A 12,663-nucleotide genomic window follows, 5' to 3' on the forward strand; every position below is an offset into this window, starting at 1 on the left:
ATGGCCGCCACTGTTATCCGCTTGCCCGTGGCGATGAAACGCGGGCGCAAGGTCACGAAGGGGCCAAGCGCATCGATCACAGTGCTGTATTACGCGCCGTTGTTGCTGCCAAAGGGAATCCTTCCGGCAGGTGGCCGCGAGGAATCCATGGCGGTTCTACTGGAGCGAATCCGGGCGCGAAATATCGAAGAACAGGCGCAGGCGTTGGCGTGGATCGACCTAAGCGGGAACGTGTCCAGGTGGCCGGAGTCCGCCACCTTCCGCACCGAGCGCCAGGTGCAGCGCTTGAAAGAAGGGTTCAACGAAGATGACGAGGACGAGCTGTATGAAATGGCCCGTGAAGCTCGCGAGCAGACAAGGGAAGCGATCCAGCACAGGCGCGCTGAAATTGTTGCACAAGCACATGCCAACGGAGGCGACCATGGCTAAGTATCCCGGCAAGCCGCTGGACGCCGACGTAGACCGGTCGGACATGGAGGGCCAGCCTCGCGCCTACTTTGATGCGTTGGACTGGCCTGCCCGCTTTCCTGAGCTATGGAGGCGCACACTCTGGCGAAATGGCGGTGACGATGCTGGCGCACGCTTGCACCTCGCCGACATTTTCTACGGGCTGCATGGCGACGTTCCCGAGGCCGAGCGGTGGGCGCCGACCGAGGACGACAGGGCGCGATATAGGTCGATCATCCGAAGCTGTCTCGCGGCTCACAACTGGGACGTGCGCAAGTTCGTTCGCGGCATGTACCGCCACGGATCCACGAAGCGCAAAGCGCATTACCACTGGCGTGGGTTCTGCGAGGTTGCGGAGCGTTAGGCTAGGCCAATTGTGGTGACAGACGGGCGGCGTCTTGCCGCCCGTGGCTTTGTGTTCGGTATCGCTGGGGGGGCGAATTTGGTCATGGCAATACCTAAATTCTCTGCTGATGAAGAACGCGAGCTGCGCCTCGTCGGTGCATCGAGTGCGCAGATCAGTCGGCTCCAGTCGGCGCTACCTTTTATCCAAAAGGTCATCGCCAGAAAGGCTGGTCGCCGGGAAACATTGAAGGTTCTGGAGAACGTTGAGACGCAGGCGCAGGAGTTGAGCCGAAGCCTTAGCGAGCTGCTTTCCAGTCCGGCACCAGAACACCAGTTCGCGCATGGACTAATCGAATCTCGCTACTGGACACAGCCGGAGCGGCAGTTGGATAGCGGGCCTACGTCCGCTCACCACATGCTGGAAAGGCTCACGGCATTGGTGGCCGCTGCTCAAGCGGCGCGTGATGACGTTCCTCGCACCCAAACGCGCCAGACAGCGGCCAATCCCCAAGGGGTGCGCTTGGTCGAATCGGCGCTTTTCGCGGGTTGGATGGACGATCATCGTCTTGCCAGCAGCGGCGCAATGCTTCCGTTACCCGACAAGTGGCGAGCTAGCCGAACTGGCGACGAGTTCCGGAGAGTTGTCAGCGCTTGTTACAGGACAATCGGCGGGAATGAAGATCCGCTGCGCGCGATCAATGCGTACCTAAGCTCACGCAAAGCCCAGCAAGACCGGCTCTTGGCCGCCCTCGATGAGGCGCTAAATCAGGCGTAACGACAGGGGGTAAATCAGACCCCCCTGCTGAGATGCTGGCGCGATTCCGCGTCCGCATCCTTCGCCCCGAAGCCCGCCCAACGCGGGCACAGCGGGGCACTAATGAACGCATCCGAACTCCGGGACTTTGGCCCTTTCGTGCAGGAGTGCGCGAAGCGAGGGATTAAGAAAACCCGCGCTTACGCGCTGGCGAGTAGCGGGCTGCTGGAAACCGACTATGTGGGCAAGACCCGCATTGTGTACTTGGACAGCCTCCTTTCACTGCCGCAGCGGCTGAAGGCTGAGGGTCGCAAGGAGGCAGCGTGACTGGCCTCCCGACGCAAGAGCAGAACGACATTTACGACTGGTTGACCGCCAGCAATCCGCGCTATCGACACGCCAGCAAGCTCAACCCTGAAACGCTAGAGCTTGATGGCCTGTATGTCGGTGACGGCGAGACCAAGCAGGTCTACAGCATCGAGCTGCACAAGTTGCCTGCGCTTTGCCTGATGGCGAACGGCCCGGATTGGCACAACGTCCCGCAACTCCGCCGCCTCGAAGCCCACTGGCTTGCCACCGCCGCAGGCCTGGAGGGGCGCGCATGACTCTCCAGAACGAGCCAGGGAAGGGCAGCCCACTCGAATCGCCGCTCGCATGTCGGGTCGACACCCGACTGGCTCCTGGCGTTGGCCTCAGCCGCCCCATTTCGTTGCCTGCAGGCATCTTTGTCCACGTTGTTGATCGCCTCGCTGTTGATACTGAGACCGGCACCATTTACGGCCACAGCGGCGCGAAGGTTGGTCACGCAGACCGTCGTGGGTATGTACGGATCTGGATCTCTCGGCGCGACTATCGATATGCACATCGAATCGTTGCCGAGGCTTGCCACGGCCAAATTCCAGCCGGGCATCAAGTTGACCATCTCAACGGCATCAAGAGCGACAACCGCCCGACGAATCTAGAGATCGTCACGCCTCTTGAGAACACCTCTCGCGCCATCCGAAACGGGCAGACGCCAGTTGGATCTAGGTGCGTCAAAGCGAAGCTCACGGAAGCCGACGTGATCGAGATTCGCGGATCACATGAGCCGGGCAGCGTCTTGGCCAAGCGCTTCGGTGTCTGCAAGGAGACGGCCAACAAGGCGCGTCGCGGCGCTGTGTGGAAGCACGTGGACGCACCGCCAAGGATCACACGCCCTGGCCGCCGAGCCGCGAACTAGGACGCCGGGGGGCGGACAACATGTCGAAACCATTCCACGCGACTGACAAGCGCAGGAAGCACACCGGCCGTGGCGGCGGTCATACCTTCCTGAGCCTGCCGCACTACGTCATTACCTCGCCGCAGTGGCGGGCGCTTTCGGGCAATGCGATCAAGTTCATTGTTGAGCTTGCTGCCGAGTTCGATGGCAGCAACAACGGCGACCTATCACTGACCCGCTGCATGGCGTTGAAGCGGGGCTGGCGAAGCGGCGAGACACGCGATCAGGCGGCGGAGGAGGCTGAGGCGGCGGGCTTCATCGTGCAAACCCGCCACGGCCACAAGGGTGTCTGCAACCTCTACGCGATCACGTGGAAGCCGATTGACGATGTGGGCAAAGGCACGGAGCTGGCACCCGAAAGGGTCGCTAGTTGTCTTTGGAAGCAGCGCGACCCCATGCCCAGAAACTGGCGCAGGGTTGCCCAGAATCTGGCTAAGGCGTCGTGATTTTGAACGCCAACCTGCCCAGAAACTGGCCTAAATCGGCCCCATTTGGCGCTTGCCCATGCCCAGAATCTGGCCTCCCTTATACATATCTACCAAGGCAAGGCCTTGGGCTGTTGCTCTACAGCTCCACTGCAATAGATCTACAGCCTCTGCTGGCGGGCGGCTCTCGATGACTCGCCCCCTGACGGAGCAAGTCGTGCGCGACATCGCCTCGGCGTACGGGTACACCGCCAACCAAGGCCGGCGGACGCGGGCAGAGAAGCTGTACGACGGCGCAGGCCTCGTCATCTGTAAGCCGACTGAGACACTCGCCCGTGCAGGCAAAGCCATCGCCACCGGAAGCGATGGACGCCCCAAGGATCCGCAGTTGTGGGATTGGTGGGGCACGCTGTCGGATGCTGACCGGCAACGCCTGATCGAGTGGGACAGCGGCCAGTTCGGGCAGCGTGGTCGAGCAGTTCCCTACCGGGTGCGCCAGTTCAAGCGCTGGACGCGCGCCGCTGGTGTCGAGCATGCGCCGAACGTAGGCCCGAGGCCCGGCCCGCTATTGGCCTTGTCGATGGCGCGGGCAGCGGGGATGCCATCGCTGCTGGAGGAGTGGTTGCTATGCGTCGCGCTGCAGGACGCGAGTCGTTGGCGGCTGGTGGCACTGTCCATGGAAACCGTCGGGCACGAAGCCTGGGCGGCCGAGGAGGCGGGATACGCCATCGTCTACGGCAACCAAGGCCGGCTGCGCGACCGAGCGAAGCGCTACGGCGTGCGTGCTGCTGTGTACGCGGAAAAGGTTGGTGAGGCCCGCGAAGTGCTGCTGCGCTGGCTCGACAAGGCGGCGGAGTGGTTGCTGGAAAGCGTGTCCGCACGGGACGGGGACAGCATGCGGACAATCTACGGACAAGGTCGGGACGGAATGCAGTCCGACCAGTCCGACGGCAATCCGACAGTTCCGACACAAGCCGCCGCCTAGTTTCCGTAAGCATCGCCCGTGCGCGCGGGCGCGTATCAGTTCGGCGGGCGTTGGTAACGCTGGCTGCGTTACCCGTGCGTTTCTCGGGTCATCGCGCGCCTGTAGGAGTTCGGCGAAACCCAATCGAAACCCAATGGGTTAGGGCTGGGTTTGGTTTGGGTTTCCTTCCGCCATTGCCATCGCCTTTCCCATCACCAACCCGTCCGCTTGGTGTGGCCTTTGGTGATCGCAAAGTGAGATGAAGTGCGATGAATCCACGGTGGATCACGGTGAACAACGGTCGCAATGCGAACGCAATGCGACCGCATAGCAAGTGCTAGCAATTGATCGCACTCGCGGGCGGGACTGCAGGCGATGCAGGAGCGGAGAAAACCTGCAGGTGCAGCAGGTGCACCCGTGCAGCAGGCGCACCCGTGCATTTCCCTCCACCTTCCCTGAGACCGATGCCCGCAGCATGCTCGCAGCATGCCGGCCCCGTGCTAGCAGCATGCTCCGAGTTTTCGCAGAACTACGCGCGTGCGAATGAGTCCGGCCCAGCGAGCGGCGGCCATGCAGGCAGTTGTCCTACATAAGGGGGATGACTGGAGCGGATGGGAAGCGGTACGAAAACGGGAGGCTGCGTTTAGCGACCGGCTCACTGCGGTTTTGCAGCAGTGGTGGGCGATGGCGGGAACACGAATCGTGCACGAAACGTGGTCGAAGCGTGCCGGATGAGAATAAACAAACGGGCGATATTGGAGCCGGCATGCGGGAATCCGAAACGACGACGAGAAGGCGTAACAGGTAGGAAGGCCCGCCCCCCGGCGTCCAACCTCCGCTGACCCCCAGCAATGGGGGCGGCGGTCTTACCGCCTCAGACGCCAGGAGGGGACATGTCACAACCCATTTCAGAGCGTTCCGCGCATGTGCGTATGACTCCGGATCAGGGAGTTTGGCGACCAGTACGCGCAGGCGCGTATGACTTCGGTCGTGCAGGGGGTTTTGTCACACCAAGTGCGCAGGCGCGCGTGCGCGTATGACTTCGGTGCGAGTCCAGTGCGGCGCGACACGGCATCGGGATGGCCAGCCCTGCCAAGCCAAGTCCGAGCCGGGCAAGCGCCGCTGTCGCTTCCACGGCGGGCGTAGTACCGGCCCACGGACACCAGAAGGCAAGGCGCGCTCCCTTGCGAACCTTCGGCAGTTTCGCTGCCTCCCTGCTAACCCTCTGAATCGAGGCTGCCATGCCCACTGAACTTTTCACCGCCGGCTCCAAGATCGGCGGCACCATCCTTGGCGATCCTGAGCGCGAGCGGCAGGTCTACGACAATGCGTTTGGCAGCCGCGTTTCCCGCGAAAGGTCGCTGGCAGAGGCGAGGCTCGCTCAGGCCCGGCATCTCGCAAACTCAGCTCGAACCGTGGACATGGTGCGCAAAGGCCTGGGCGTTTCCGAGGAGCGGGCCGTTCTGTTTCACAACATCCTCGGATCCATGGATGAGGGTGACCTGCGGCCACTTGGCGCGACGTTGGGCGACCTCCAAGCGCGTGATTTTCGACAGATGGCAGTGGACGCGCTGACCCCCGAAATGGGCGCAGGGAATGCCGCGCTGGCGGCCCTTGATGGCAAGCCCCTGAAGTGGACGGCAGTGGATGGCGGGCATGTCGTGCGGCCATATGCTCCGCTTGGCTCCCCGACGCCTACTGATCTGACCACAGCACGCATCGAGCAGCTCGACGCCCAGCGGGATCGTGCCCGCCGCCCGCCGGCAGCCGTGCAGCAGATGGAATGGCAGGTGGACGCCATCCAAGACGAAATTGGCCGGAACCTGACAGGTCAGGAATTGGCCGACCTGAAGGCGAACAAGCTCAATCTCAGGATCGGCGCGGACGGTAAGACGCTGCCGCCCCTCGGTCGGGAGGTGGTGGCGCTTCCTCCGCTGGGGCGGACCACAGTCGCCGCTGCGAGCGAGCTGCCTCCGCTCGGTTCTGGCGCGAACGATTCCCCAGGTAACACGCGCAGCGCTTACCGCGCCGAGCGCACCAAGGAAGACGGGTTGCAGGCACTAGCGGATGCGCGCCGCGCCATCGCGACCGGTCGCATTTCGAAAGACAAGGCCCGGCAGCGCTTGGTGGATGCCGGTTTCGTGAACGTCGCGGGGCGTCTCTGATGCCCGGACTGTTCGATGATGTTCTGGCTCCTGAGAAACCGGCGCATTCGACTCAGCCAGCGGGGTTGTTCGATGACGTGCTGGCGGACGTGCCGGACTTCAGGAATGTTCGCATCGGCTTTGCTAGCAGCGAAGAGCTAGGCGGCACTACTGCCGATGTAGCTGCTGATGACAAGCCGAAGAAAGGTGGGCCCGGATTTGGTTCCATCTTCATGGAGGGGATCAAGCGCGGCGCGGCATCGACCGTTGCGAGCGCCTTGCACACGGGCGCGGATTTCGTGGACAAAACCGTCGGGGAGGTGAACCCGTTCCGCCTGCTGTATCGACAGGGATTGCTCACAGGCACGCCCGAAGCCATCCAGGACGTTACGGATCCGCTGCACACCCGACGAGTAGCAGATGAGAACTTGGCAATCGAGGGAACTATCAACGCGGATAGGCAGCTCGCAGCCGAAGCCATAGGAGGCAGGCCAACACTCGCGCAAGTAATCGATGATCCATCTGGGGCCGCTGCACAATACGGAAAGCATTTGGTGAACACCGGTGCTGAGTCGGTTTTCCCCATGGCGTTGGCACTCGCGACGAGGAACCCTCAGGTCGCGTCTGCGGTGATGGGAGGTACGACAGGCGCGCAGACCTATACCGACCTACTCGGGGAAGGTGTTACGCGACCTGAAGCGGCTAGGGCCGCCGTTTTGACGGGCTTGATCGAGTCGGCGGGCGAATCTCTCGCCCTGCCCGCAGTCATGGGGCAACGTGGCGCAGGCTCGCTGGTGCGAGCTGCAGCGCTGGAGGGGGCGCAGGAAGCGCCGGTTCAAGTCGGGCAGCAGCAAGTGTCTGATGTGGCACTTGGCCGGGAAACCCCGATCCTTGAGCAGATGGCGCAAGCCCTCGACGCGGCGCTCGTCGGCGCTGGGATGGGTGGTGCTGGTCACGTCGCCAGCAACCCACGCGCGTTCTTGCCTGGCGGGAAGGAGTCGCCAGCGGCTCCGCCTTCAGCCAACGATGAGCTCGGCGGTCCCACTGTTCGCCCCTTGGGTTCCTTGGATGAAGCGCCACTGGGGGAGCTGGGCGGACTCGCGCCCCTTGGCAGCCGCTCTGTCCCGCGAATCGCGCCGGCACAGGTTGGCACCGAGAAGGTGATTGCCTCGGAGGACGGCAAGCTGGTCGGCACGGATTTGCCCCCACTGGGTGCTGCCACTGCGCCACCTAGCGCTGCCCCGTTGTTTGCTGATGTGCTTGGCGACCCCTCGCCTGCGGCTACTCGTCGCACCGCGGCGGAGCTCGCGCCTCTGGGACAGGTGCCGCCGGAAGATACGGCAGACCTAGACCGACTGCTGGCGCAGCGGCGCGCGGAGTTGGCATCGAGCGCTGCTCAGGACGTGTTGGGCGGAAGCGCGCAGCCTCGTCCGATTTCGGCCCCTGCCGATGTCGTTTCTAAAGTAGAAACAAGTAGAAACGACTCCGACGCACGTTGGCGGAAGCCCGAAGCTGCAGGGTTCGCGGAGGGTAATGCTGAGGCTGCTGCGGCTACGTCGGCCCCGGTACAGTTGCCTCAGGCGCAGCAAGAAGGCGAGCAGGACGCCATCCGGACTGGCCTGCGTGACGCAGTGGCGAAGGCCGTGGGCAGGTCGAGCGTGGGCATCGCATACCTTCGTGGCACCGCTGGCCTGCAGTCCGTCGCAAAGCCGGAATATGCGCAGCGATTGGAGGCCCAACGCGCGGCTCGGGACAGCAGCATCGGGACAGCAGGCATCTACGTGCCGGCGTCGGAGTCACTCGACGGGAAGCCGCGAGTGGTGGTGTTCACGGATGCGGTCACGGATCCGAAGGAAGCGGCATTTGTGGCAGCGCATGAGGTCGCCGGTCATCACGGCCTGCGCGCGTGGCTGGGGGACGACCTGAATAGCGCGATGGAGATGGCGCTCCAGAATCCGACCGTCCTGGGCCTGTCTGATGCAATCGCGCGCTCCCGGCAGATGAAGGGCGGGCGCTCGCTGGCAGCAGAGGAAGCGCTGGCGGAACTGGCCGCCGCCACCCGCACGGGGGACTGGGCACGCATCGAAAACACCTACGGAGTCGCTGTCCCGGCAGGCGTCCGCAGCGTCGTTCGTGCAGCGATCGACAATTTCCTCCGCCGGCTGAAGATGCTGGCGAACAAGGCGTTTGGCTCGGAAGCTGCGGGCTTCAGCGATGGGCAGGTGCGGCAACTACTGGAGAACGCCTGGAGGGCCGCCCGCCAGCCAACCGCGCGTGATCCTCGCGTCGCGGACGCCACAACCACGCCGGATTCAACCACCCCGGCTGGTGACAACTACGCGCGCGAGGGGCAATCGACCGCCAAGCCTCAACCGCCGCTGGAACAGGTCGCATTCCACGGCACCCCGCACAAGGTCGACCGTTTCTCTCTGCAGAAGGTCGGCACGGGCGAAGGCGCGCAGGCTTACGGCTGGGGCATGTACTTTGCCGGGCGCAAGGAAGTGGCAGAGCACTACCGCACCGGTCTTTCGGAGCGCGAGTTCATTAGCCACGCTCGTGACGCTTACGACGAGTACACGTCGCCGGACGAGGCGGTCGAGTCCTTGCGCAACATCGAAGGACTCAGCGAGCCGCAGCGGGATCTGATTGACGCCCTACAGGCGGACGACTGGCTCGGGTTCGACTACCCGCACCAAGCGATCAGCGAAGCGCTACGCCGCCCGGAACGTTGGGAGCTGTCGCCCGAGACTCAAGCCGCGCTGCGTCGCATTGGCGGTCTGTACTCGGTCGACCTGCCCGAGGATTCCGACTTGCTCGACTGGGACAAGCCGCTATCCCAGCAGCCGGAGAAGGTGAAACAGGCGCTGGCCTCCCTTGGGCTGAACACCAGCGAGGACAACCCGGGCGGAGAGTTCGCGGGCCAGTCCATGAGCTTTGCGCCCCGTACCGGTAGAGACGCATACACCGAGCTGGCGCGCCGCTTCGATCCGACATTCCGCCCAGGCCATTCGGAGGCGAAGGGCCCGCGTGCGGCATCGGAGGCGCTGCTGGCGGCTGGTGTGCCCGGCCTGCGCTACCTCGATGGCGCGAGCCGCAAGACTGGCGAAGGGACGGCGAACTACGTCATCTGGAGCGAAGGCGAGGTTTCAGAGCCTCAGAGCGCCTTGGAGTCCACCAAGATCGTGCAGGCGGAGGCGAGCGCGGATGCGCGCCGTAATGCCGCAGCGGTTGGCCTCAACGTCGCGCGTGGCGCTGCTGGCTGGAACTACGACACATCCCGCTGGGAAGGCCGGCGCGGCGCTATGAAGCGCATGCGTAGCGACTTGCAGGACAAGATGCTGGCGTGGCGCGACGTGCAAGGGCAGCTAGAGGCGACCGGCACCATCGTGGACGACGCGGCGAACGTCTACCGCATGGAAACCCTGATGCATGGGCGGGTGTCCGAGGGGCTAGACCGCATCGAGTCCGATCAGGTGGAGCCGCTCATTGCTGCGATGAAGGCGGCGGGCGTACAGGCCGATACGTTGGAGACGTACCTCTACGCGCTGTACGCGAAGGATCGGAATGCGTCGGTGGCGGCTCGCAATCCTGCCATGCCGGACGGCGGCTCAGGCATGACCGATGCCGAGGCGGATTCGATTCTGGCCACGGCCGACCGGGCGAAGCTCGATCCCTTGGTGTCCCGTGTCCGGCGCATGGTGAAGGCGACGCGGCATCGCCTGCTGTCCCATGGCCTTATCACCCAGGACCTGTTTGACGCGATGGAGCGCGAACCCAACTACGTGCCGTTGCGAGGCAAGAGCGATTCCGCGAACGAGGGCGATGGGCTTGGTGGCCTGCGCGGTCGCGGTGTCGATTCGCGCGGCAGTCTCGTCAAAGACGCACTGGGGCGTGGCGAGGGCAACAAGGCGCAAAACATCCTTGCGGAGATCCTCGGCGACGCTCAGCGATCCGTGATCCTCGCGGAGAAGGCGCGCGTCGGCCGGTCCGTCATGCGCTTGGTGCTGGCGAACCCGAACCCCTCGCTGTGGGAAGTTGAGCCGGTGCAGACGGAGCGTGCGCTCAATGCTGCCGGCGAGGTTTACGACAAGATCGTCAATGATTGGCACGACCCTAGCATCGTCGCGGTGCGTCACAAGGGCGAGTTGTACCGCGTCAAGTTCAGCCAACCCGAGCTGGCAAAGGCGCTCAACCTGATTGGCACCGAGAAGATCGGGGCGTTCGTGCGAGCTGCTGGTGCGATCAACCGGTATTTCTCGGCGGTCCTGACCAAGTACAACCCCGCGTTCGTACCGGTGAACGCAACCCGCGACGCGGTGTTTGGCCTGACAGGGTTGGCCGTCGAACATGGGGAGGCAGCCGCGCTGGATGCCGCGCTTCACTACCCCCAAGCGGCTCGCGCTGCATGGCGCTATGCCCGGGGCAAGCAAGGCAGCGGGCAGTGGGACGCCTCCGCGAAAGAGTTCGCACAAGCCGGCGGACGCACAGGCTACGTCAACATGCCGTCCATCGAGGAAATGCAGTCTCGCTTTGCTGGCAAGTTCGGGCGCATGTCGGACTCGCGGGCGATGGCGGCGGCCAAGGCCATCGGCGATCTCGTTGGCGATTTGAACGACGGCATCGAGAACGCGCTACGGCTGTCGGCGTTCGTGACCTTGCGCAAGCGCGGCATGCCTGCAGAGCGAGCGGCCGAGTACGCCAAGAACTTCACCGTCAATTTCAATCGAAAGGGCTACGTCGGGAGCCAGCTAAATGCGTGGTTCCTGTTCTATAACGCGGCGATGCAGGGCAGCCATCGCGCTTTGCGCCTGATGAAGAACCCGAAGACGTACGGCTATCTCGGAGCGCTCGCGGCCATGCAGTCCATTGCAACGCTCGCAGCGCTCGGGATGGAAGACGAGGACGGGGAGCCGATGTGGAACAAGGTTCCCGACCACGTGAAGCGCCGCAACCTGGTCATCGTCACGCCTGACCGTGGGGTCATTACGATCCCGATGCCGTACGGCTTCAATGTGTTCCCTTACCTCGCGGGGCGCATGACGGGCGCGATTCTCGACAAGGAGGGCGCAGGCACCAAGCCAGAAGATCGCGCCGGAGCTGTGGCGGCAGACGTGATGTCAGCAGCAGTCGAGGGTATGTTCCCAATCCCTGTCGGCGACGGGGCGCTTGGCATGCTGCCTACCGTTTTCCGCATCCCCGCCAACGTGCAGGTCAACCGCAACGACTTCGGGCGTCCGATCCACCGGGACAGCTTTGGACGGTCGGATGTGCCGCTCGCCACCATCGGCAGGCCCGACACCATGGAGGCCTTCAAGCTGGGGGCCGAGGGCCTCAACCGCATTGGTGGTGGCGACGACTACACGCCGCCTGCCATCGACGCGCTCAACGTCGCGCCTGAGGATCTGGAATACCTGCTTAAGGAGCTGACGGGTGGGGCAGGGCAGTTTGTGGTCGACGTAGCCACGCTGGGCGGAAAGCTTGCCGAGGATCGCGCCTTGAACGAACAGGCGAAGCGCGACTTGGGCGGCATGGACGTAGGCCCGAAGGTTTCGACCATCAAGCCCTCCGATGTGCCCATCTCCAAGCGCTTCTTTACCAAGGTAGACGAGCAGGCTGCGCAACTATCCTTGTTTTACAACCGCCGGGCGGTCATCGAGCGCGCCCGCCGCCGCGTGCTGGATACCTTGGACGAAAAGGGCGACGCCGAGGCGGTCAAGCTGCTGGCAAGCCTGCCGGAGTTGAAGGGAGCTCGGCTGGCGCGGGGTAACGCGGCAACAGAGGCGCGCGACGCTGTGCAGTCGGCGTACGAGAACGGCGGGTTTGAGGCAGCAGAGATGGAGCGGACGAAGCACTCGGTTCTGTCCGGCGTGACGCTCAGCGAGGCCGGCGGGAAGCTCCGCATGGGTGGGTTCAAGAAAGCGCAGGAGGCCGGCAAGGGCAAGGGCGCTGCAGGGGCCAAGCTAGAGATCGCGGGCAAGCGTGCGCCTGACCAGCCGCCCGGCTCGGTCTTTGAGGCATACAAGCGCGCCGAGAAGGCCATGGACGACTTCCGCGAAGAGACCGAGGCGGCCTATCGCCAAGAACCGGCGAGATTCATCCCTACCGATGCCACGCGCCTCAGGAATGCCAGGCTGAGGACGGCGGGCCACGTCAGGGCCGCAGCGCAGGACGCCTTTACGACGGCGTGGACGCGGGACGTGGTGGGCGAATAGCTCGCCAGAGGAATACGAGCGGCGCGACCAGCAGGAGCGCACCTATAGCCACCCCGGCGGCTAGGCCGAGGATGGCGGCGGCAAGGGTGCCGATCAGGACGGCGGCGAGGCCAA

The 12,663-nt window shown here is 64.1% G+C and carries 11 protein-coding genes; all 11 read left to right on the top strand.

All coding sequences use genetic code 11. From position 1 onward, the window contains the following. The 11 genes from ACE3T8_RS04790 (at position 1) to ACE3T8_RS04840 (ending at position 12,549) form a co-directional block, all read left to right on the top strand. Positions 1-429: a hypothetical protein gene (locus ACE3T8_RS04790; protein WP_374607253.1), complete on the top strand. Its 429-nt coding sequence runs from the start codon at positions 1-3 to the stop codon at positions 427-429. After that, on the top strand, positions 422-811 hold the full coding sequence (locus ACE3T8_RS04795) for a hypothetical protein (RefSeq protein WP_374607255.1): 390 nt from the start codon (positions 422-424) through the stop codon (positions 809-811). Before ACE3T8_RS04790 ends, ACE3T8_RS04795 begins: the two co-directional genes overlap by 8 nt. Positions 812-895: 84 nt before the next feature. After that, a complete protein-coding gene (locus ACE3T8_RS04800) occupies positions 896-1,567 on the top strand; it encodes a hypothetical protein (protein WP_374607257.1) in 672 nt (223 codons plus the stop codon). Positions 1,568-1,669: 102 nt separating this feature from the next. Further along, positions 1,670-1,873, top strand: coding sequence for a hypothetical protein (locus tag ACE3T8_RS04805; RefSeq protein WP_374607259.1), 204 nt, complete (start codon positions 1,670-1,672; stop codon positions 1,871-1,873). After that, positions 1,870-2,151 (top strand): hypothetical protein, encoded by a 282-nt coding sequence (locus ACE3T8_RS04810; RefSeq protein WP_374607261.1) that lies wholly within the window; start codon positions 1,870-1,872, stop codon positions 2,149-2,151. The genes ACE3T8_RS04805 and ACE3T8_RS04810 overlap by 4 nt, the downstream gene beginning before the upstream one ends. Next, positions 2,148-2,765, top strand: coding sequence for an HNH endonuclease signature motif containing protein (locus ACE3T8_RS04815; RefSeq protein WP_374607263.1), 618 nt, complete (start codon positions 2,148-2,150; stop codon positions 2,763-2,765). The genes ACE3T8_RS04810 and ACE3T8_RS04815 overlap by 4 nt, the downstream gene beginning before the upstream one ends. 20 nt (positions 2,766-2,785) lie before the next feature. Then, on the top strand, positions 2,786-3,250 hold the full coding sequence (locus ACE3T8_RS04820) for a hypothetical protein (protein ID WP_374607264.1): 465 nt from the start codon (positions 2,786-2,788) through the stop codon (positions 3,248-3,250). A 196-nt stretch (positions 3,251-3,446) separates the two neighbouring features. Beyond that, complete coding sequence (locus tag ACE3T8_RS04825; protein WP_374607266.1) at positions 3,447-4,214, top strand: hypothetical protein; 768 nt, start codon at positions 3,447-3,449, stop codon at positions 4,212-4,214. Positions 4,215-5,229: 1,015 nt separating this feature from the next. Continuing rightward, positions 5,230-5,445, top strand: a complete 216-nt coding sequence (locus ACE3T8_RS04830) for an HGGxSTG domain-containing protein (protein WP_374607268.1) — start codon at positions 5,230-5,232, stop codon at positions 5,443-5,445. Continuing rightward, positions 5,435-6,358, top strand: a complete 924-nt coding sequence (locus ACE3T8_RS04835) for a hypothetical protein (RefSeq protein WP_374607270.1) — start codon at positions 5,435-5,437, stop codon at positions 6,356-6,358. The genes ACE3T8_RS04830 and ACE3T8_RS04835 overlap by 11 nt, the downstream gene beginning before the upstream one ends. Further along, entirely contained in the window at positions 6,358-12,549 is a 6,192-nt protein-coding gene (locus ACE3T8_RS04840) for an LPD38 domain-containing protein (protein WP_374607271.1), read from the top strand. Before ACE3T8_RS04835 ends, ACE3T8_RS04840 begins: the two co-directional genes overlap by 1 nt. The last annotated feature ends 114 nt before the right edge of the window (positions 12,550-12,663 follow it).

This window comes from Thermomonas sp., from assembly GCF_041919455.1.
Taxonomy (GTDB): domain Bacteria; phylum Pseudomonadota; class Gammaproteobacteria; order Xanthomonadales; family Xanthomonadaceae; genus Thermomonas.